The sequence below is a fragment of the Streptomyces decoyicus genome (genome assembly GCF_019880305.1).
In the GTDB taxonomy this organism is placed as follows: Bacteria; Actinomycetota; Actinomycetes; order Streptomycetales; family Streptomycetaceae; genus Streptomyces; species Streptomyces decoyicus.
In genome coordinates this window covers 3614568-3634009 of record NZ_CP082301.1, presented here as the reverse complement: position 1 = coordinate 3634009, position 19442 = coordinate 3614568, and the positions used below count along the sequence as shown (strand labels likewise).

Below are 19442 nucleotides of genomic sequence, written 5' to 3'. Positions count from 1 at the left end.
CCTCCAGTCTACGACCGTCGCCGGGTGGAGTAGTTCGGAGAACGGTTGTTTACTGGATGACATGAGTCACAGTCTTGGAGTCCGGCAGGCCCAGAAGCAGAAGACCCGTCAGGCCTTGCTCGACGCGGCGCTCGGTCTGCTGGAGGAGCAGAGCCTGAGCAGCCTGGGTTTGCGGGAGGTGACGCGGGTGGTGGGGATCGCTCCGACCGCGTTCTACCGGCACTTCCGGGACATGGGTGAGCTGGGTGTCGCGTTGGTCGAGGAGGCGTTGGGGAGTCTGCATGTGATGGTGCGGGCGATCCTCGCCGAGCAGGACGCGGCCGAGGAGCGGATCGACCGTACGGTCGCGGTCGTGGAGCAGCATGTGCGCCAACATCCGCTGCACATCCGGTTCGTGGCGCGCGAGCGGCACGGGGGCGTGCGGGCGGTGCGGCAGGCGATCGCGGATGAGCTGGACCGGTTCGCGGAGGAGGTCGCGGCGGCGCTCAAGTCCCAGCCGGTGTCGGAGGGCTGGTGCGATGACGACGTGCGGATGCTGGCGGAGTTGTATGTGGACCGGCTGGTGACGACCGCCGCGGCGCTGCTCGACGCCGAGGAGGACGGTGCCGAGGGGGCGGCCGGACAGGTGGTGCGGGTGGCGCGCCGGCAGCTGCGGCTGATCAGCATCGGGCGGCGCCACTGGCAGGAGGAGAGGGAAGGCAGGGAAGGGAGGGAGGAAAGGGAGGAGAGGGAGGGGAGGGAGGGCTAGGAGGGGAGTGGCGGGGGCGTCGGTGAGGGTGGGGTGTGGTCGCTGCGGCAGGTGGTGTGTGGCAGGTGGGTGTGGCGGGCGTGTGGCAGGGGTGTCCGTACGGGATAGGTGTCGTCCGGGTTCGGGGCTTGGTCAGTTGCGTGCTGGGGTCACCCGTACGCGGTAGGTGCCGTCCGGGTTCTCCGTCAGGACGGTGACGGCCGCGCCGCTGTGGGGGTCCGTGTAGGTCTCGCCGGGGAGGAAGGTGGCGTCGGTCAGTTCCGGGTCGACGTATTTGTTGCCGCGGTAGCAGCCGCCGCTGTGCGGGGTGGCGTCCACGATGCGGAGCGGGCCGCGGCCCGAGTGGACGTGGGTGGCGACGCGGTAGACGAGGGCCCCGGGCCGGCAGACCGCGGGGTCGAGGAGGGCACGGGTGCGGGCCTCGACGACCAGGGCGGTGCGGGGCGAGGTCGGGACGACGACGATCTTCGTGCCGCCGGGGGCGGAGATCGGGGTGAGGGTGTGTTCGCCGGGCGTCCCGTGGCGTGGTGCGCAGTGCACCTGATCGGCGGACAGCCAGCCGAGCTTCCACTTGTGCCAGCCGACGAAGTCGTTGCTCGGGCCCCAGTCCTCGTCCATCGGGTCCCAGTGCCCCACCGGGGGCGGGGCGTCACGGTCGTCCGTGAAGTAGAGGTCGGGCAGACCGAAGCTGTGGGCGTTCTCGTGGTTGAGGACGCGGAAGGCGCTCACCCCGGATTGCCGGCTCCAGATGAAGGACGCGTTCCGGAACGGCACCCCGTCGGCGGTCTTCAGTCCCATGTCGCCGCCGCTGAAGGTGACCGACAGGACCGTACGGGTCGCGGGCGGGCCCGCGTTGGGTGTGGCGATGACGTTGATGACGTCGTAGTCGCGGAAGTCGACGAGGGGGTCGACCTCGCGGACGACCTCGCGGGAGAGGGCGTGGTAGCCGCCGTCCGAGCTCGGGTCGAAGCTGGCGCCCCGCTGAATGCCGTACGCCGCGAGCGGCCGCGACATATGGACCCACCGGAACAGCGGCATGGGCCGGTAGGTCAGCCTGCCGTACGAGCTGGTGTGGAAGTAGTTCGTCGCGGCCGGGAAGAATTCGTCGAAGCGGGCCTCGGGGGGCATCGTGGCGCGGGCGTCCGGGAAGTCGATGAAGAGGGTCAGCGCCCGTACGACGCCGGAGGAGCGGGCGAAACCGGCGGGGGTGTCCGCGGATTCGGCCACGTCGTCGCTGATACCGCGCAACGCACACGGGCCGCTCGGCGCAGTGCCGGGCCCCGTAGGTATGGCGACGGCGCTGGGCGGTGAGCCCAGGGCTATGGCCGCGGCGGCGGTGACCGCGCCTGCGGCCAGAACCGCGGATACCTTGTGCTTCATATCGATCACCTTGTGTCGACAGGTGACCGATCGCGCGCGGTGTTACATCAACTGGAGTCATGGCAGGGCCGGATGGGTCGCTGTCGTTCCGTTGGGCCGCTGCCGTTCCTTGATCGTTGCGCCTGGGGGGTGTGCCGGGCGCGTCGGTCGGGTGCGTCGGTCGAGTGCGTCGGTCGGTGTGTCGATCGAGTGGGGCGCGTGCGCCGAGGGGCGGGTGTGGGCGTGGGCGTGGGTGTGGGCGAGAGGTGTGCTCCAGGTCACGTCGGGGTGTGAAATATCCGGGGAGGGTCTCCCCGTTTAACCAGACGTCCGGATGAACCGGGGAGCGTCTCCCCGGTTCGTGCCGGTGCCGGCCTGTCGCCCGGCTCGCCCGGCCAAGGTCGTCCGTCGAGTCACTCCATCGGGCGGGCCGGCGCGGCGTCCGGGAATCCAGGCCTTCGGGAAGTGTCGAGAGTGGAAGGGAGTGAGCTGCCATGACTGCCGTCGTCGCATGCGCGAAGACCGGGAAGAAGGGGCAGCAGCCCCGTCTGCGGGCCGATGCGCTGCGCAACCGGGAGCGGCTCATCGCGGCCGCCCGGGAGACGATGGTCGAGTTCGGGCCCGAGGTTCCGCTCGACGAAATCGCCCGGCGCGCGGGTGTCGGCAATGCGACGCTCTATCGTCACTTCCCGGATCGCCTCGAGTTGATCCACCACGTCACGCTCTCCGTCATGTCCCGTACCGCGGACCGCGCGGAGAGTGCCCTGGCCGAGGAGTCCGATGCTTTCCAAGCGCTGAGGCGCTTCGTCCACGCCGCGGTGGAGGAGCGGATCGGGGCGTTGTGCCCGTTGCTCTCCGACGGCGTCGACCGTGACCACCCCGATCTGCTCGCGGCGCGTGAACGCCTGGAGGCGGCCGTCGAGGCCGTCATGGGTGCCGCGCGCGACAGCGGCCAGCTGCGTACCGACATCGCCGTCGGTGATCTGATGGTCGCGATCACCCAGCTGACCCGGCCGCTGCCGGGCAACAGCTGTACGAACTTCGACCAGTTCGTGCACCGTCATCTACAACTGTTCCTGGACGGTCTGCAGGCGCCCGCCCGCTCCGAACTTCCCGGCGCCGCCGCCACGTTGGACGACCTGAGGCGCCGCTCGTAGAGGGGGCCGCGCGCCGCAGCGGGGTCATTCGCCCCTCGTCTCATACGTCCCTTCGTCTCATACGTCCCTTCGTCTCCTACGCCTCCTCGCTCCCTACGCCTCCTCGTCTCATACGTCCCCACGCCTGCCTACGTCCCCACGCCTGCCTACGTCCCCACGCCGTCCCGTTTTTTCGCTCCGCACGTCCCGTTCTTCGCTCTTATTCGCTCACTGCACCACTAGGTGGATCCCGCCATGCCTGAAACAGCCACGTACGTCGATCCCCGGCGCTGGAAAGCGCTGATATTCATTGCTCTCGCCCAGCTGATGGTCGTGCTCGACGCGACCATCGTGAACATCGCGCTGCCCTCCGCACAGGTGGATCTCGGTATCACCGACGCCAACCGGCAGTGGGTGATCACCGCCTACGCACTGGCCTTCGGCGGTCTGCTGCTCTTCGGGGGGCGCGTCGCCGACCTGTGGGGGCGGAAGCGGACCTTCATCATCGGGCTCATCGGGTTCGCGGTCGCCTCCGCGCTCGGCGGGGCCGCGGCCAACCAGGGGATGCTGCTGGGCGCGCGTGCGCTCCAGGGTGTCTTCGGGGCACTGCTGGCGCCGGCCGCGCTGTCGCTGCTGGCCGTGACGTTCACCGAGGCCAAGGAGCGCGCCAAGGCGTTCGGCATCTTCGGAGCGATCGCCGGTGGTGGCGGTGCCGTGGGTCTGATCCTCGGCGGGGTGCTGACCGAGTACATGAACTGGCGCTGGACCTTCTTCGTGAACATCCCGTTCGCCGTGGTGGCCGCGACCGGCGCTCTCCTGGTCATCCGCGAGCCCGCGGGGAGCCGCAATCCCTCCCGTCTGGACGTCCCCGGCGTCATCCTGGCCACGCTCGGCCTGGTCTCGCTGGTCTATGCGTTCACCCGCGCCGAGTCCGACGGCTGGCTGGCCGGCCCGACCCTCGGCCTGTTCGTGGCGGCGGCCGTGCTGCTGCTGGCGTTCGTGCTGGTCGAGTCCAAGGTGAAGGCGCCGCTGCTGCCGCTGCGGGTGGTCGCGGAGCGGAACCGCGCCGGCATCTATGCCTCGCTGGGCCTGGCCGTGATCGGCATGTTCGGCCTCTTCCTCTTCCTGACCTACTACCTCCAGATCGTGAAGGGCTACACGCCGGTCATGACCGGTCTGGCCTTCCTGCCGATGATCGTCGGCATGATCACCGGCTCGACGCAGATCGGTGCCCGGCTGATGACCCGGGTCCGCCCGCGGCTGCTGATGGCACCCGGTTTCACGGTCGCCGCGCTCGGCATGCTGGTGCTGACCCAGATCGACCTGGACACGTCCTACCCGGCGCTGATCCTGCCCGGCTTCCTGCTGATGGGGCTCGGCATGGGTACGGCGTTCATGCCCGCCATGTCACTGGCCACGCACGGGGTCCAGCCGCGGGACGCCGGTGTCGCCTCCGCGATGGTCAACACCTCCCAGCAGGTGGGCGGCGCGATCGGTACGGCCCTGCTGAACACCATCGCGGCCAGCGCCACCACCGCGTACGCCACCTCGCACGCGGCCGGTGCGCGCTCGGCCGACCTGCTCAAGCTCCAGGCGATGGTCCACGGCTACACCACCGCCATCTGGTGGGCGGTCGGCATCCTGGCGCTGGCGGGCGTGATCGCCTTCACCTTCATCAACACCGGGCGGCCGGGCGGTTCGCCGGCGGCCTCCTCCGGTGAGGGCGAGGGCACGGTCGTGGGTTCGTCCGAGGACCAGGTCCAGGGCGAGGGTCAGGGCCAGGGTGAGGTGCAGGTTCCGGTGATGGTGCACTGAGCCGGTGGGCGGCGGGAACCGTACGGACGCCCGGGCCCGGGTCGTGTCGGCTCCGCGTCGCCCTGGCTCGCGGTGACGTGACCGGGCGTCCACCGACGCCGGGCCCGGTCCCGCTCCAGCTCCCGTCCCCTCATGCACACCGGCGTCGGCCTCGTCCGGCTCCGCTGATCCGTCAGCGGAGCCAGGGGAGGTCGGCGCCTTTCGGTTGCAGGCCTTCCGCCATGACCTGGCAGATCTCGGCCAACTGGCCGACCTGCTCAGGGGAGAGCCGGTCGAAGATCGCGGCGCGTACGGCGGCGACATGCCCGGGGGCGGCCTTCTCCAGGACCCGCATCCCCTCCTCTGTGAGGTAGGCGTTCTGGCCCCGCTTGTCGGACGGGCAGTTCTCGCGTCGGACCCAGCCGTTCCGCTCCAGGCGCGCGATCGCATGGGAGAGCCGCGAGCGGGTGATCTTGGCGTTCTGAGCCAGCTCGGTCATCCGCATCCGGCGCCGCGGTGCACGGGAGAGCTGGACCAGGAGGCCGTAATAGACGTGCGGCATCCTGGCGTCCCGCTGCAACTGACGGTCGAGGTGATCCTCCAGGAGCGTGGTGGCGTGGAGGTAGCACTGCCAGGCGAATTGCTCCTCATCGCTGAGCCAGCGCGGCTCAGTTGCGGATTCGATGCTCATACCATCCACTCTCTCACCACTTGGAGAGTTATTTAAGTTTTAACAACGTCGCGCTACGCTAAGACTCAGCACTTGAAGATTCAAGTATTAGGGTCGCGTGACAGCTGAAGGAGCACGCGCACCCACTACTGCCAGTGTGACGCTGTGGGGTTGTGATGTCCGTAATGCCGGCTCTCTATCTGAGCCATGGTGCGCCGCCGCTCGCCGACGATCCCTGGTGGCCGGGCCAGCTCGCCGCCTGGGCCGCGGAGCTGCCGCGTCCCCGGGCCGTGCTGATCGTCTCCGCGCACTGGGAGGAGGCTCCGCTCGCGCTCGGTGCCACCCGGACGGTGCCGCTGATCTACGACTTCCGGGGCTTCCCGGAGCACTACTACCAGGTGCGGTACCCAGCCCCCGGGGCGCCTGAACTGGCCGAGCGGATACGCGGGACGCTGCGTACGGCGGGCATGCCCGTGGTGGACTTCCCCGACCGGGGGCTCGACCACGGCGCGTACGTCCCGCTCGTGGAGATGTTCCCGGACGCCGACGTCCCCGTGCTCCAGATCTCCCTGCCGACCCTCGATCCGCGCCGGCTCCATGAGATCGGCCGCAAGCTCGCACCGTTGCGGGAGGAGGGGGTGCTGATCATCGGCAGCGGCTTCTTCACGCACAATCTGGCCGCGCTGCGGCACGTCAACGGCGGTACGCCGACGTGGTCGGCGGAGTTCGACGACTGGGGGCGCGAGGCCCTGGAGTCCCAGGATCTCGACGCTCTCTTCGACTTCGCGCACAAGGCGCCGGCCGGGCGGCTGGCCCACCCCCGCACCGAGCACTTCGCCCCGCTGTTCGTGACCCTGGGGGCAGCGGAAGCGCACGGGCAGCCGGGCGGCGGACGCAGTGTGATCGACGGGTTCTGGATGGGGCTGGCGAAGCGGTCGGTGCAGTTCGGCTGAGGGGCGGCGGGGAGGTGCGCCTCGGGCGGGGGTCGGTTGTCCGTGGGGGGCCGGGGCCGGGCTGTCCGCCGGGTGCCGTCCGCCCGGCATCCGCCCGCTGCCCGCCGGGCGCCCGTCAGTCGTCCTCGTCGATCAGGGTGAGGGCGTTCAGGGCCGCCGACAGGGCGCGGGTGTCACCGTCCTCGGAGGTCGCCGCCACGTCCAGAGCGGTGTCCGCGAACTTGATCGCATGCTTGTTGCCGTTGGCGACTGCCCGCTCGAAGACCTCCTCGGGTGTGATCGAGGCGGCGTCCGGCGCCGGGAGCGGGGTGTCCGCGGCGTAGATCGCGGTGATCGCCGACGTCGCCGCCCAGGCCACCGCGAACGAGCGCGCCCACAGCTCCTGGGGGAGCGCGGGCAGGGTGCGCAGCACCGCGTTCGGTGCGGTGGCGGCGTGCACCAGCATGATGCCGTTCCCGTGGCCGTAGTCCGCGTAGTTGAGGGTGGCGGCGCGTACGAGCGCGGTCAGGCCCTCGCGCACGGCCTCGGGGTCATAGGGGAGGTGTAAGGACTCGGTGGTGCTCAACCAGCCCGGGGTGGCGGGGAGATGGGTGTAGCCGTTCACCGGCGTCACGTGCTGTTCGGCGATACGGGGGAGGGCGGCCAGGGCCTCGGACGGGGTGGCACGGCCCGCGGGGTGGACGGCGACGGGCAGGAGCAGATGCCGGGCGGCCCAGTAGCCGAGGGCGTGCGCGAACTCCGCGAGCCGCGCGGTGTCCTCGCCCTCCGACAGGAGACCGCGTACGGCATGGCCCACGCGGATCGCCGGGTGGGTGGCGGCGCCGGCGATGCCGGGCAGTAGCCGCGGCCACCATGCGGCGAGGAGTTCGCGCCAGGGCCGCTCGGTGACCTGGCCGGTGAAGTACACGGTCCAGTCCGTGACCCGGCTCGAATCGCCCAGTGCCTCCCGCCAGTTGGTGTCGGTGATGCGGCCGTGGGCACGCGGCACGCCTTCCAGTTTGTTCTCGTAGCTGTCGAGCCAGCGGTGGACGGTGTGGGCCTGGCCGTTGCGGACCATGGCTTCGACGGCCATCGGTCCGTGATTGCTCAGATAGCCCTGGAACTCGGGGCCGGAGGCGTGCAGGCGGAGCAGGGCTTCGTCGAGTGTGCCGCTCGTTGCATCCATGGCTGGAGGCTAGGGCGGCGCGGCGGTGCGCGTAACGGGCTTCCGGCCTACACCGCTGGTCGTAAGGCCGCAGGTGGGGGCGGGAGTTGGCGGTGGGTGTGGGTGTGGGCGTGGGTGTGGGCGTGGGTTTGGGGGCGGGTGCTGCGGGCGGAAGGGGTGGGCGTTGCCGCATGTCCGAATCCATCTGTATCCCTCCGTATCCATACCGGACAGAGGGCGTCGGGTATTGGGGGGAGGGTGCTGCCATGACGAGTGAGAGCACGCGGGTCGAGGGCGGCGAGGGTATTGAGGGCGTCGCGGACGTCGAGGGTGGGGCAGGACGGGCCGGTGGTGGTGGCGGGGGCGAAGCGGTCGGCTGGTCGGTGGTCCGGGCGGTGGTACCGGAGTTCGCCGGGCGGGTGCAGGAGCGGTTCGGGGCGTACCGGCACCACGTTTTCGCGACTCTCCGCAAGGACGGCGCACCGCGGCTCACCGGCCTGGAGGCGGATTTCCGCCACGGGGAGCTGTGGCTGGGCATGATGGTGGGCTCGCGCAAGGTGCTCGACCTGCGGCGCGACCCCCGCTTCTCGCTGCACGCCAACCCGGGGCCGGGCGCCGACCTTTCGGGCGGTGACGTACGGGTGTCCGGGCGGGCCGTGGAGGTGACCGACCCCGAGGTGGTCGCGCGCTATGCGGCGGTGGTGAAGCCGCCGGAGCCGTTCCACCTCTTCCGGGCGGAGCTGACGGAGGCGGTGCGTACGTACGTCGAGGACTCGTATGTGGTGCTGGAGAGCTGGGTACCGGGGCGGCCGCTGCGCACCATCCGGCGGATGTCCGACGACGCGGCGCTACGGGTGGAACTGGGGCGGGCCCCGGGGTAGGCCCGCCGGCATGCGTACCGGCGGGCCGGGCGCCAGGGGGCGAGTGGTGGTCTCAGTGGGTGGCCACGGGGAGGTGGTGGGACCGGTCGTGGTCGGACCGGTCGTGCTTGTGGGGGTGGGGCCGGTGTCTGCCGTGCGGCTCGCGGACCCGGTGGGTGCGGAAGATGTAGAGGGCGACGACGAACATCACGGCGCCCATGGTGAAGCCGAAGGCGGACGACTTCAGGATCGTTTCTCCGCCGAGGCTGTAGACCCAGCCGATGGCACCGCCGAAGAGCGCACCGTAGGCGAGCGCCCGGGTTTCGGTGATCATGGACGACTGGAAGTGGGCCACCAGCAGCCCCAGCGCACCGGACACCACCGCCGCGGCCAGCCCGTACAGCATGGCCGGTCCGCCCTTGGTGCCGTCGGTGTGCGTGCGGAAGATGGTGAAGCAGCCGAAGGCGAGTGCCGTGATGATCGGCAGCGACACGGTCGGCGGGATGCGCTTGGCCCTTGCCGCCATTCCCGCCATCCCGGCCGGTCGCGGGGCCCCCTGCGGGCCACGGGCCTGGGCGTTCGCCGTCGCGCCGTGTTCGACGTCCACGGTGCCGTGTGAGCGGGCGGCCCTCGCACCGTGCCGGTGAGCGTGCTGGTCCATGACGGGCTCCTCTCGCTTGCCCCGCTGTCCCGCTGCCCCTCCAGTCCAGGCGACACCCCGGTGCCGTCGGCGTCAACTGGAGCGGCGGGCGACGGAGCCGGGAGGGAGCGGGGAGGCCGGTGAGGAGCGGGTTCAGCCCAGGTCCTTCTGGTACCAGGCCACGTCCCAGTAGCGGCCGAATTTGCGGCCCACCTCTGTGTACGTACCGATGTGCCGGAAGCCGAAGCGGGTGTGGAGGCGGGTGGACGCCTCGTTCGGCTGGGTGATCCCGGCGTAGGCGCGATGCACGTCCTCGTCGGCCAGCGCCTCGAACAGGGCCGTGTAGAGCAGCGTGCCGATGCCGCGGCCGACGGCGTGCGGGGCGCAGTAGGCAGTGACCTCGACGGAGGGGGCGTAGGCGGCCTTGGGGCGGAAGGAGCTGCTGGTCGCGTAACCGAGCAGCGCACCTTCTCCCGCCGTCCCCTCGCCTTCCGCCGACCCGGCATACAGGTCGCTCTCCGGACCGTTGTGCGGGTTTTTGGTCCGATCTGTCACTTCGCGGGCAACCAGGAGGCGATGCGGGCCGTCTTGTGGGTAGGCGAGCAACCATGGGCGGCGCTGATCGGGAGTGAAGGGCTCCAGGTCAAATGTGATGCACGTCTCACGGATGTAGTGGTTGTAAAGATCCGTGAGGGCCGGGAGGTCCGCTTCCGTGCCCGCCCTGACCTGCACTTCGCCCTGCTCGCGTGGCATGTGGCCTCCTCCGGTGGGGGCGCAGGGTACTGCATGATCAGAAAAATAGAGGGACAGCGTGGGAATTCTGTCCGGATTCCAGCCGTTGTTTCCTTCGGACGGGCCACGCGGTGAGCATCGGATTCGATGCCCCGATCCGGTCCGCCTTTGTCCCGCGACCGACTCATCGCAAAGGGAGCACACGCATGGCAACCCGTGCCGTCGCCCGACGTCAGGAAAGCAGCACCGGTTCTGACGGGGCCAACAGTGTTCGCGCCGTAGGCGGGGAGATCGCCGACCGCGACCTGGTCGGCATGTACCTCGACGAGATCGCGCGTACACCGCTGCTCGACGCCGCCAAGGAGGTCGAGCTCTCCCAGACCATCGAGGCGGGCGTCTACGCCCAGCAGATCCTCGACGGCGAGGTCACCGACGGTAATGCCGCAGGTGCCGGCCGCGAGGAGCTCGAGGCGCTGGTCGAGGAGAGTGCCAGGGCCAAGGACGTCTTCATCCGCTCCAACCTCCGCCTGGTGGTCGCGGTGGCCCGCCGTTATCCGCGCGCCGGGCTGCCCCTGCTGGACCTGATCCAGGAGGGCAACGCCGGTCTGGTGCGTGCCGTGGAGAAGTTCGACTACGCCAAGGGCTTCAAGTTCTCGACGTATGCGACGTGGTGGATCCGCCAGGCCATCACCCGTTCCATAGCCGACCAGTCGCGCACGATCCGGCTGCCCGTGCACCTCGTCGAGGAGCTGGGCCGGATCCGCCGTGTGCAGCGCGAGTTCAACCGCGAGAACGGCCGGGACCCGGAGCCGGCGGAGGTCGCCGGAGAGCTGGGCTCCACGCCCGCCCGTGTCACCGACGTCCTCGACTGGGCGCGCGATCCGGTCAGCCTCAACATGTCGGTGGACGACGACGGCGACACCCAGTTCGGCGATCTGCTGGAGGACACCTCCGCGGCCTCGCCCGAGCAGTCCGTGCTCACGCTGCTGCGCAGCGAGGAGCTGGAGGACCTGATCGACCGCCTCGACCACCGCACGGCCTCGATCATCAAGGCCCGTTACGGCATAGAGGACGGTCGTGAGCGCACGCTGACCGAGGTCGGCAAGCAGCACGGCCTGACCCGCGAGCGGATCCGGCAGATAGAGAAGCACGCCCTGCTGGAGCTGAAGCGGATGGCGGGTGACACGGGATTCGACGCGGCCGCATGACCGGCGCGTGCCCGTGCCGAGATCCCCGGCGCGGCCTGTGCCTGTAGAGAACGAGCCCCGGTGCCCTTCGTGGCGTCGGGGCTCTGTTGTGTCCGGAGGGCTGTGGTGCGGGTCCGCAGGGGTGCCGCTTGTGTCCGCAGGTGTGTCGGAGGCCTGCGGGGCGCTCCAAGGGGGCGCGACTCGGGGCTTCGATGTCCGTTTGAGTCTGGCCAGAGTCCATTTACGTTTACTTCGCGGAAAACCAGGCGTAGCATCGCGTTGAAACCACAGGTTCGGGCATGGAACGGACACAGACGCTGATGTATGCACCGGAACGCCAGCAGGAGATTCTGCGGCTCGCCCGTGAGGGCGGACGGGTCGATGTGCTCTCCCTGGCGGAGGAGTTCCAGGTCACCGCCGAGACCGTGCGGCGCGATCTGAAGGCGCTGGACCGGGCCGGGCTGGTGCGCCGGGTGCACGGCGGTGCCATCCCGGCCGGCCGGCTGGACTTCGAACCCGACCTCGCCGAGCGGGACGCCGTCGCCGCCGACGAGAAGCAGCGCATCGCGCGGGCCGCGCTCGCCGAGCTCCCCGGCGGAGACGGCGGCGCCGCCGGATCCGGGAGCGTGATCCTGGACGCCGGTACGACCGCCGTCCGGCTCGCCGCGGAGATCCCGCTGGAGGCCGAGCTGACCGTCGTCACCCACGGTCTGCCGGTCGCCGCACGGCTGGCCGACCACCCCGGGCTCACCCTCCACCTCGTCGGCGGCCGGATCCGGCGCCGTACGCGGGCCGCGGTCGACGACTGGGCGCTGCGCGCCTACCGCGAGCTCAACGCGGATGTGCTGTTCCTCGCGACCAACGGCTTCTCGCTCGAGGGCGGCCTGACCACCCCCGACCTCGCGGAGGCCGCCGTGAAGCGGGCGCTGATCGCCGCCGCCCGCCGGGTCGTCCTCCTCGCGGACTCCGCCAAATTCGGGCAGCAGCACTTCGCCCGCTTCGGCGAGCTGTCCGATGTGGACCTGCTCATCACCGACACCGGCCTGAGCCCCGACGACGCCCTCGCCATCGAGCGCGCGGGCACGGGAGTAGTACGCGCATGATCCTCACCGTCACCCCCAACCCCAGCCTGGACCGTACGTACGAGATCCCGGCGCTGGACCGCGGGGCCGTGCTCCGGGCCACCGCCGACCGGATCGACCCCGGTGGCAAGGGCGTCAATGTCTCGCGGGCGGTCGCCGCCGCCGGCCACCGCACCCTCGCCGTACTGCCCCTGGGCGGCCCGGCGGGTGCGGCGCTGGCCGGGCTGCTGGGCGACGAGGGCATCGAGGTGGCGGGGGTCCAGGTGGCCGGGCAGACCCGCTCCAACATCTCGGTCGCGGAACCCGACGGCACCCTGACGAAGATCAATGCGACCGGGCCCGAGCTGACCGCCGACGAGTCGGAGGCACTGCTCACCACGGTCGGCGCGCGCTCCGCCGGCGCCGACTGGATCGCCTGCTGCGGCAGTCTGCCGCGCGGTCTGGCGCCCGAGTGGTACGCGGAGCTGGTCGCCCGCGCCCACCGGGCCGGCGCCCGGATCGCCCTGGACACCTCGGGCCCCTCGCTGACCGCGGCGCTGCGCGAACGCCCGGACGTCGTCAAGCCGAACGCCGAGGAGCTGGCGCAGGCCGTCGGCCGCCCGCTCGCGACCCTCGGCGACGCGGTCAAGGCCGCCGAGGAGCTGCGGGCCTCGGGAGCCCGCGCCGTACTGGCCTCCCTGGGGGCGGACGGCCAGCTCCTCGTCGACGAGGAGGGCGCCTTCTTCGGCAGCGCCCCGGTCGTCGCCGTCCGCAGCAACGTCGGCGCGGGCGATGCCTCACTGGCGGGCTTTCTCGCCGCGGGCGGTACGGGACCGATGGCGCTGGCCGCCGCACTGGCCCATGGCGCGGCCGCCGTCCAGCTGCCCGGCAGCCAGATGCCGACACCGGCCGATCTGGACACGTCGGCGGTCAGGACCACCGATGCGGTGCCGCTCCACCGCGTACTGACGGAGCCGGTGTCATGACGGCCGCGCGCGAAGCCGCTGGTGTTGCCGCAGCGCAGCGAGCTGTTGCCGGGCCTGGCGGACGGCGAGCTGTTGTCAGGCCTGGCGTGCGGCGAGCTGTTGTCGGGCCTGGCGTGCGGCGAGCTGTTGTCGGGCCTGGCGTGCGGCGAGCTGTTGCCGGGCCTGCCGCGCGGCGAGTTGCCGGCATGGCCGCCGTGCGCCGAGTTGTCGGCCTGCCCCCTCGACACCGCCCTCCGGCCGCTGCCGGGAGGCGCTCCAGCCACCCCCAGATCCGTCCCCACCCCCCGTTCCGTCCCCACCGCCCCCACGGCGGTACCGCGCGCAAGGGAGCCCGCGATGAGTGAGCTGATCACCGCGGAACTGGTCGACCTCGACCTGTCCGCAGAAACGAAGGACGCCGCCGCACGGTCCCTGGCCGAGCGGATGGCCGCCCACGGTCGCGTCACCGACCTGGAGGGGTTCCTCGCGGATGTGGCCGCGCGCGAGGCCCAGATGCCGACCGGTCTGGACGGCGGGATCGGGATTCCGCACTGCCGCAGCACGCATGTCACGGAGCCGACGCTGGCCTTCGGACGCAGCGCCTCCGGTATCGACTTCGGTGCGCCCGACGGCCCGGCCGACCTGATCTTCCTGATCGCCGCCCCGGCGGGCGGTGACGCGGACCATCTGTCGATCCTCTCGACCCTCGCCCGGAGCCTGATGGACGAGTCCTTCACCGGCGCGCTGCGGTCCGCCACCGAACCGGAGCGGACGGCGGCACTGATCCGTGGCGACGAGCCGGCGGGGGAGCCCTCGGCCCAGGCCCCCGCCCAGGCCCCGGCCCCGGAAAAGGGCACCCGGCCGGAGACAGCACCTGAGGCGGAAGAGGCCCCCGCAGCATCGACCGAGGTCCCCGCCGAGGCCCCCTCCGAGGTCCCTCCCGCGGCTCCTCCCGAGGCCCCCTCCGCGGCCGCCCCCTTCCGTATCGTCGCCATCACCTCCTGCCCCACCGGCATCGCGCACACCTACATGGCCGCCGAGTCGCTGGAGAAGGCCGGGCAGGCCGCCGGTGTCGAGGTGTCCGTCGAGACCCAGGGCTCGGCCGGGTTCAAGCGGCTCGACCCGCAGCTCGTCAGGGACGCGGACGGCGTGATCTTCGCGCATGACGTCGAGGTACGGGAGAAGGAACGGTTCGCCGGGAAGCCGACGGTCGACGTCGGAGTGAAGGCGGGCATCAACCGTCCCGCCGAACTCATCGCCGAGGTACGGCAGAAGGCCGAACGCGGCGAGGTGTCCGGCACCGCGCGCGCCGCCGCGCCCATGGACAAGGACGCCGAGACGGGCGACGGCTTCGCCACCCGCCTCCGCAAGTGGCTGATGACCGGCGTCAGTTACATGGTCCCGTTCGTCGCCGCGGGCGGTCTGCTCATCGCGCTCGCCTTCGCCATCGGCGGCTACACGATCAACAAGGCGCCCTCCGTCGCCGAGCACTTCGTCTGGGCCGATGCCACGAGCTGGGCGGCGCTGCTCTTCCAGATCGGCAGTGTGGCGTTCGGCTTCCTCGTCCCGGTCCTGGCCGGATTCATCGCGTACGGCATGGCGGACCGGCCCGGCCTCGTCCCGGGCTTCGTCGGCGGCGCGATCGCGCTCACGATCAACGCGGGCTTCCTCGGCGGCCTGATCGCCGGTCTGATCGCGGGTGCGGTGGTGATGACGATTCAGCGGGTGGGCATACCGCCGGTGCTGCGCGGCATCATGCCGGTCGTGGTCATCCCGCTCATCTCGTCGGCGATCGTCGGCTTCCTGATGTTCCTCGTGGTGGGCAAGCCGATCGCCGCGCTGCAAAAGGGGCTGACGGACTGGCTGTCCGGTCTCACCGGCGCCAACGCGATCATGCTGGGTGCTCTGCTCGGCCTGATGATGTGCTTCGACCTCGGCGGCCCGCTGAACAAGGTCGCCTACGCCTTCGCGGTCGGCGGCCTCGCCAACCCCAACGAGGGCAGCCTGAAGGTCATGGCCGCGGTGATGGCGGCCGGTATGGTCCCGCCGCTGGCGATGGCGCTGGCCACGACCGTCCGCGGCCGGCTCTTCACCAAGGCCGAGCGGGAGAACGGCAAGGCGGCCTGGGTGCTCGGCGCTTCCTTCATCACCGAGGGCGCGATCCCCTTCGCCGCCGCCGACCCGCTGCGCGTCATTCCCTCCGCGATGGCCGGTGGGGCGGTCACCGGAGCCCTGTCGATGGCGTTCGGCTGCACCCTCCGCGCCCCGCACGGCGGCATCTTCGTCGTCCCCCTGATCGGCCAGCCGTTCCTCTACCTGCTGGCCATCGCCGCGGGTACGGGCGTCAGCGCGGCCCTGGTGATCCTCCTCAAGGGGCTGCGCAAGACGCCGCACACCCGCGCGGCGGACTCGCCGGCCGACGGCGAGGCCGAGGTGACGGTCGCCGCCTGATCTCCGCTCCGCCCGAGCGTGCCGAGGCTTCCGCCGACCCAGGTGGAGGCCTCGGCGCAGGCACCTCTCAAGCCCGTCCGGCGACGTGTTCTGACGGGACGTAAGACGGGGTTACTCGTGCGTTAGCCGATCTTTAGCCGGCGCGACGAGAGTCATGGATGTCACGCCGAAGGACACCAGTCACCACCCCGGGGGAATCCTCATGTCGCTCGCCACCACCCTGCGCCGCGGTCGCCGGCTCGCCGTCGCCTCGCTCGTCGCCGCCGCGGCGCTGTCGCTGACCGCCTGCCAGAACGGTGATGACAAGGCGTCGGCCGCGCCCTCCGCCGCGAGCAGCCAGGCCGCGTCGGACGGCGGGTCCACGGCGGGGGACTCCACTTCCGGTGGCGCCTCGGGCGGTTCCTCCTCGGGCGGCTCGTCCACGGGCGGCTCGTCCTCGGGCTCGTCCTCGGCGGGCGGGGAGCAGTCGGGCGGTGGTTCCGGTGCCGCAACGGGGAAGGGCGCCTCGCGTACGGGCACCAACGGGGGCCAGGCGTCCGCGACGGGTGGCCCCGGTGGGCAGGGCGGTGCCTCCGCCGGCCGTAAGGGCGTCAACGGCACCTGGGTCGGCAAGCTGAAGTGGCTCACCGAGTACAAGCTCACGGTGGCCCCGGAGAGCGGCGCGGAGCAGGCGTTCCACCTCCTCGACAGCACCAAGGTGCTCGGTGCGGCGGCGCTCTGCGAGGCCTCCGACGGGCGCGTCCACCTGGATGGCTCCGGCTACGGCACCGCTTCGTGCACCCTCGACGACGCGCGCAAGGCGGCCAAGCTCGGCTCCGTCGACGTCCGGGTGACCGTGCGGGACGGCGCCGCCACGAAGATCGTCGAGCACTACCACCCGTAAGCCCCGCACGGAGTCCCCAGCGACTCCTCTCAGCACCGTTCAGCGGCCGTCGGAACATCCGGCGGCCGCTGGCCGTGCTGCAGGCCGCTGAGCCGTGCTGCGGGCCGCTCAGATTCCCAGCCGGGCCGCGATGCCGTCGAGGACGCTGTCCAGGCCGGTTTCGAAGCGCCACTGCGGGTCGTCCTTGCGGGTGGCCTCGTGGAGATAGCGGTGATAGGTGGGGTAGCGCCCGGTGCTCATCAGGTAGCTCATCTGCGGGGCGAGGGCGGTCCGCAGTTCGTCGGGGCCGGCCCAGCCCTGCTCCCGCATCAGGCAGTGGTGGGCACATTCGGCCGAAACCGCGCCGTGGACATAGGAGTTGACGGTGCCGAGCACGGCCATCATCGCGTCGACATCGAGTCCGAGACCGTCCAGGGCGGAGAGCGCCCGCTCGGCCACGGACATCCGGTTCGGGGTGAGCGCGCGCAACGACTGCGGTGAGGAGATCTGGATGAGCCAGGGGTGGCGCAGCACGATCTCCCGGGTGCGCAGCGCGTTGGTGCGCATGACGTCGCGCCAGTTCTCGATGTCGTCAGGCAGTGTGAGGTCCGCGTAGACCGCGTCCGTCATCAGGTCCAGGACATCGCCCTTGCCGGAGACATAGCGGTACGCCGCCATGGGGGCGACGCCCAGTTCGGTGGCCAGGCGGCGCATGGTGACGGCGTCGATGCCCTCGGCGTCGGCGATGCGGACGGCGGCCGCGGCGATCTTCTGCGGGGTCAGGGCGGCCCGCGGAGCCGGCGCCGGCCGGTCCAGGCGCTCCCAGAGGGAGACCGCTGCCGGGTCCGGCTCCGTGGCGGGCCCGGACGGCGTCCGGTCCTCGGCTCCGGCTGGCTTCTTGCCGGACATGGGCTCACTTCCTTCCCGGATCCTCCCGCTTCCCGGATCTCCCGGAGCGACGCGTACAACGTATCAGCAGTAGACGCTGTACACGCTGATGTGTACGTTGTATTCGCTCGATACGCCGTACACACGGCGCAGCGAAGAGGCACGTCGTTGCCGGTTGCTGCGGAGAAACGGAAACGCGGAGCGAGGGGGCGCAGTGAGGGTGACCAACGGTTCGACCGAAGCGGCCGGCCAGGCCGTCGGGGCAGACCCGGCCGAAGACGGCAGGGCGGTCGGAGGAGGCAGCAAGGCGGCCGGAGGAGCGGACGAGGCCGGAGAGGCGGACGAGGCGGTGCCCGGGGGGCGGCCGCCGCGGTCGTTGTACTTCGGGGTGTTCGGGCTGCTGCTCGGGATGTTCCTGGCGATGGTGGACGGTCTGATCGTGGGGACGGCGCTGCCCACGATCGTCGGGGACCTCGGGGGACTGGACCAGCTGTCGTGGGTGGTGACGGCCTATCTGCTCACCACCGCCGTGGCGACACCGATCTGGGGGAAGGCGGGGGATCTCTACGGCCGCAAGGGCACGTTCATGGCGGCGGTCGTGCTCTTTCTGGCCGGGTCGATGCTGTCCGGGCTGGCGCAGGACATGGGGCAGCTCATCGCGTTCCGGGCCGTGCAGGGGCTGGGCGCGGGCGGGTTGATGGTCGGAGCGCTGTCGGTCATCGGGGTGCTGGTGCCGCCCCGGCAGAGCGGCCGGATGCAGTCGATGATCGGCGCCATGATGCCGGTCGCGTTCATCGGCGGGCCGCTGCTGGGCGGCTTCCTCACGGACCATCTGAGCTGGCGGTGGGCGTTCTACGTGAATGTGCCGATCGGAGCGGTGGCGCTGGTGATCGTCGGGGGGTGGATCCGGCTGGGCCGCAGCGGGCGGAGCACGGCGCGGATCGACTACGCGGGCGTGGCGCTGCTGTCCGCCGCCATCCTGGCGCTGACCCTGCTGGCCAGTTGGGGCGGCGTCCGGTACGGCTGGGGGTCACCGCAGATTCTCGGGCTGGCGGCGGTGGCCGCGGTGGCGGCGGCCTGGTTCGTACGGGTCGAGCGGCGGGCCGTGGAACCGGTCATCCCGCCCCGGCTGTTCCGCAGCCGCAATTTCACCGTGGCGCAGATCCTGAGCTTTCTGGTCGGTGCGGTGATGCTCGGCGCGACCAGCTATCTGCCGCAGTACATGCAGCTCGTGCAGGGGCTGTCGCCGACGGCCGGCGGGCTGCTGTTGCTGCCGCTGATGTTCGGGATGCTCGGTGTACAGCTCGGCACCGGGGCGCTGATCAGCCGTAACGGCCGCTATCGGGTCTATCCGATCCTGGGCGGCGCGGTGTTGACCGTGGGCGTCCTGATCCTGCTGTCGCTCGGTACGGGCACCGGGACGGCCCTGGCCTCCGCGCTCACCGTCGTCGCGGGGATGGGCATCGGGTTCGTCATGCAGAGCACCATGATCATCACCATGAACAGCGCGGAGCCCCGCGACATGGGCGCCGCCGGCGGCACGGTCACGCTGCTGCGTACGGTCGGCGGCTCGCTCGGCGTCGCCCTGCTGGGTGCCGTCTTCACCGGGCGGCTGCACAGCGGGCTCGCCGAGCGGGTGGGGGAGAGCGCCGCGGACCGGCTGACGGCGGGCGCCGGACAGCTGACGCCCCAGGTGCTGGACGGGGTGGCCGCACCGGTACGGGACGCCTACCGTGCGGCGGTCACCAGCGGGCTGCACGGCGTCCTGCTCGGCGCCGCGGTACTGGCCGTCCTCGGCTTCGCGGCCGCCTGGTTCGTACGGGAGGTGCCGCTGCGGAGTGCGGTGGATCCGGCCGACGGACCGGGGCCGGCCGACTGACCGGGTCGGCCGCCTCACCGGACCTGGTGACCTGCCAGGCCCGGTGACCTACGGGACCGCAGACAGCGGCCCCGTACGCACAAGGCGGTGGCCGGCCCCTGTCAGGGACCGGC

At 71.2% G+C, this 19442-nt stretch carries 17 protein-coding genes; 11 read left to right on the top strand and 6 right to left on the bottom strand.

Translation table 11 applies throughout. From position 1 onward, the window contains the following. Positions 1 to 61: 61 nt before the first annotated feature. Complete coding sequence (locus K7C20_RS15815) at positions 62 to 748, top strand: TetR family transcriptional regulator (protein WP_048828935.1); 687 nt, start codon at positions 62 to 64, stop codon at positions 746 to 748. A 132-nt stretch (positions 749 to 880) separates the two neighbouring features. Here K7C20_RS15815 and K7C20_RS15810 read toward each other — a convergent pair whose 3' ends face one another. Further along, complete coding sequence (locus K7C20_RS15810) at positions 881 to 2128, bottom strand: M6 family metalloprotease domain-containing protein (RefSeq protein ID WP_030077548.1); 1248 nt, start codon at positions 2126 to 2128, stop codon at positions 881 to 883. A gap of 473 nt (positions 2129 to 2601) precedes the next feature. Here K7C20_RS15810 and K7C20_RS15805 point away from each other — a divergent pair, with 473 nt between their 5' ends. Next, complete coding sequence (locus K7C20_RS15805) at positions 2602 to 3264, top strand: TetR/AcrR family transcriptional regulator (protein ID WP_030077550.1); 663 nt, start codon at positions 2602 to 2604, stop codon at positions 3262 to 3264. Positions 3265 to 3498: 234 nt separating this feature from the next. Continuing rightward, positions 3499 to 5058, top strand: a complete 1560-nt coding sequence (locus K7C20_RS15800) for an MFS transporter (protein WP_053208904.1) — start codon at positions 3499 to 3501, stop codon at positions 5056 to 5058. Between the two features lie 172 nt (positions 5059 to 5230). On the opposite strand, the gene K7C20_RS15795 is transcribed toward K7C20_RS15800, so the two are convergent. Next, complete coding sequence (locus K7C20_RS15795) at positions 5231 to 5728, bottom strand: MarR family winged helix-turn-helix transcriptional regulator (protein ID WP_030077557.1); 498 nt, start codon at positions 5726 to 5728, stop codon at positions 5231 to 5233. A gap of 155 nt (positions 5729 to 5883) precedes the next feature. On the opposite strand from K7C20_RS15795, the gene K7C20_RS15790 reads away from it, so the two are divergent. Continuing rightward, positions 5884 to 6660 carry a DODA-type extradiol aromatic ring-opening family dioxygenase gene (locus K7C20_RS15790; protein ID WP_030077559.1) on the top strand — a complete coding sequence of 259 codons (777 nt, stop codon included), beginning with the start codon at positions 5884 to 5886 and terminating at the stop codon, positions 6658 to 6660. 115 nt (positions 6661 to 6775) lie between these two features. Here the strand turns inward: K7C20_RS15790 and K7C20_RS15785 are convergent, their stop codons facing one another. Continuing rightward, positions 6776 to 7825 (bottom strand): questin oxidase family protein, encoded by a 1050-nt coding sequence (locus tag K7C20_RS15785; protein WP_030077561.1) that lies wholly within the window; start codon positions 7823 to 7825, stop codon positions 6776 to 6778. A gap of 245 nt (positions 7826 to 8070) precedes the next feature. Here K7C20_RS15785 and K7C20_RS15780 point away from each other — a divergent pair, with 245 nt between their 5' ends. After that, entirely contained in the window at positions 8071 to 8685 is a 615-nt protein-coding gene (locus K7C20_RS15780; RefSeq protein ID WP_030077563.1) for a pyridoxamine 5'-phosphate oxidase family protein, read from the top strand. 52 nt (positions 8686 to 8737) lie between these two features. On the opposite strand, the gene K7C20_RS15775 is transcribed toward K7C20_RS15780, so the two are convergent. Both K7C20_RS15775 and K7C20_RS15770 read right to left on the bottom strand, forming a co-directional pair. Beyond that, complete coding sequence (locus K7C20_RS15775; RefSeq protein WP_030077565.1) at positions 8738 to 9325, bottom strand: hypothetical protein; 588 nt, start codon at positions 9323 to 9325, stop codon at positions 8738 to 8740. 132 nt (positions 9326 to 9457) lie between these two features. Next, complete coding sequence (locus tag K7C20_RS15770; protein WP_030077567.1) at positions 9458 to 10057, bottom strand: GNAT family N-acetyltransferase; 600 nt, start codon at positions 10055 to 10057, stop codon at positions 9458 to 9460. A gap of 185 nt (positions 10058 to 10242) precedes the next feature. On the opposite strand from K7C20_RS15770, the gene K7C20_RS15765 reads away from it, so the two are divergent. From K7C20_RS15765 to K7C20_RS15745, 5 genes are all read left to right on the top strand, one after another. Next, the gene (locus K7C20_RS15765) at positions 10243 to 11244 is read left to right on the top strand and encodes a sigma-70 family RNA polymerase sigma factor (RefSeq protein ID WP_030077569.1); all 1002 of its coding nucleotides are present in this window, start codon (positions 10243 to 10245) and stop codon (positions 11242 to 11244) included. Between the two features lie 299 nt (positions 11245 to 11543). After that, complete coding sequence (locus K7C20_RS15760) at positions 11544 to 12326, top strand: DeoR/GlpR family DNA-binding transcription regulator (protein ID WP_030077571.1); 783 nt, start codon at positions 11544 to 11546, stop codon at positions 12324 to 12326. After that, complete coding sequence (gene pfkB, locus K7C20_RS15755) at positions 12323 to 13270, top strand: 1-phosphofructokinase (protein ID WP_053208788.1); 948 nt, start codon at positions 12323 to 12325, stop codon at positions 13268 to 13270. The genes K7C20_RS15760 and pfkB overlap by 4 nt, the downstream gene beginning before the upstream one ends. A 336-nt stretch (positions 13271 to 13606) precedes the next feature. Further along, positions 13607 to 15700 (top strand): PTS fructose transporter subunit IIABC, encoded by a 2094-nt coding sequence (locus K7C20_RS15750; RefSeq protein ID WP_030089387.1) that lies wholly within the window; start codon positions 13607 to 13609, stop codon positions 15698 to 15700. Between the two features lie 154 nt (positions 15701 to 15854). Further along, entirely contained in the window at positions 15855 to 16583 is a 729-nt protein-coding gene (locus tag K7C20_RS15745) for a hypothetical protein (protein ID WP_052414391.1), read from the top strand. A gap of 108 nt (positions 16584 to 16691) precedes the next feature. Here K7C20_RS15745 and K7C20_RS15740 read toward each other — a convergent pair whose 3' ends face one another. Further along, positions 16692 to 17471, bottom strand: coding sequence for a TetR/AcrR family transcriptional regulator C-terminal domain-containing protein (locus tag K7C20_RS15740; protein ID WP_053208787.1), 780 nt, complete (start codon positions 17469 to 17471; stop codon positions 16692 to 16694). A 388-nt stretch (positions 17472 to 17859) separates the two neighbouring features. Between K7C20_RS15740 and K7C20_RS15735 the strand changes: the two genes are divergently transcribed. Beyond that, entirely contained in the window at positions 17860 to 19329 is a 1470-nt protein-coding gene (locus tag K7C20_RS15735) for an MDR family MFS transporter (RefSeq protein WP_245170997.1), read from the top strand. Positions 19330 to 19442: the final 113 nt, after the last annotated feature.

What these genes read in the sequence shown, in the direction of transcription:
- K7C20_RS15785 (WP_030077561.1), bottom strand. Translation starts at nt 7,825, where the DNA reads ATGGATGCAACGAGCGGCACACTCGACGAAGCCCTGCTCCGCCTGCAC.
- K7C20_RS15750 (WP_030089387.1), top strand. Translation starts at nt 13,607, where the DNA reads ATGAGTGAGCTGATCACCGCGGAACTGGTCGACCTCGACCTGTCCGCA.
- K7C20_RS15745 (WP_052414391.1), top strand. Translation starts at nt 15,855, where the DNA reads ATGGATGTCACGCCGAAGGACACCAGTCACCACCCCGGGGGAATCCTC.
- K7C20_RS15790 (WP_030077559.1), top strand. Translation starts at nt 5,884, where the DNA reads ATGTCCGTAATGCCGGCTCTCTATCTGAGCCATGGTGCGCCGCCGCTC.
- K7C20_RS15815 (WP_048828935.1), top strand. Translation starts at nt 62, where the DNA reads ATGAGTCACAGTCTTGGAGTCCGGCAGGCCCAGAAGCAGAAGACCCGT.
- K7C20_RS15765 (WP_030077569.1), top strand. Translation starts at nt 10,243, where the DNA reads ATGGCAACCCGTGCCGTCGCCCGACGTCAGGAAAGCAGCACCGGTTCT.
- K7C20_RS15740 (WP_053208787.1), bottom strand. Translation starts at nt 17,471, where the DNA reads ATGTCCGGCAAGAAGCCAGCCGGAGCCGAGGACCGGACGCCGTCCGGG.
- K7C20_RS15760 (WP_030077571.1), top strand. Translation starts at nt 11,544, where the DNA reads ATGTATGCACCGGAACGCCAGCAGGAGATTCTGCGGCTCGCCCGTGAG.
- K7C20_RS15775 (WP_030077565.1), bottom strand. Translation starts at nt 9,325, where the DNA reads ATGGACCAGCACGCTCACCGGCACGGTGCGAGGGCCGCCCGCTCACAC.
- K7C20_RS15770 (WP_030077567.1), bottom strand. Translation starts at nt 10,057, where the DNA reads ATGCCACGCGAGCAGGGCGAAGTGCAGGTCAGGGCGGGCACGGAAGCG.
- K7C20_RS15735 (WP_245170997.1), top strand. Translation starts at nt 17,860, where the DNA reads ATGTTCCTGGCGATGGTGGACGGTCTGATCGTGGGGACGGCGCTGCCC.
- pfkB (WP_053208788.1), top strand. Translation starts at nt 12,323, where the DNA reads ATGATCCTCACCGTCACCCCCAACCCCAGCCTGGACCGTACGTACGAG.
- K7C20_RS15795 (WP_030077557.1), bottom strand. Translation starts at nt 5,728, where the DNA reads ATGAGCATCGAATCCGCAACTGAGCCGCGCTGGCTCAGCGATGAGGAG.
- K7C20_RS15805 (WP_030077550.1), top strand. Translation starts at nt 2,602, where the DNA reads ATGACTGCCGTCGTCGCATGCGCGAAGACCGGGAAGAAGGGGCAGCAG.
- K7C20_RS15810 (WP_030077548.1), bottom strand. Translation starts at nt 2,128, where the DNA reads ATGAAGCACAAGGTATCCGCGGTTCTGGCCGCAGGCGCGGTCACCGCC.
- K7C20_RS15800 (WP_053208904.1), top strand. Translation starts at nt 3,499, where the DNA reads ATGCCTGAAACAGCCACGTACGTCGATCCCCGGCGCTGGAAAGCGCTG.
- K7C20_RS15780 (WP_030077563.1), top strand. Translation starts at nt 8,071, where the DNA reads ATGACGAGTGAGAGCACGCGGGTCGAGGGCGGCGAGGGTATTGAGGGC.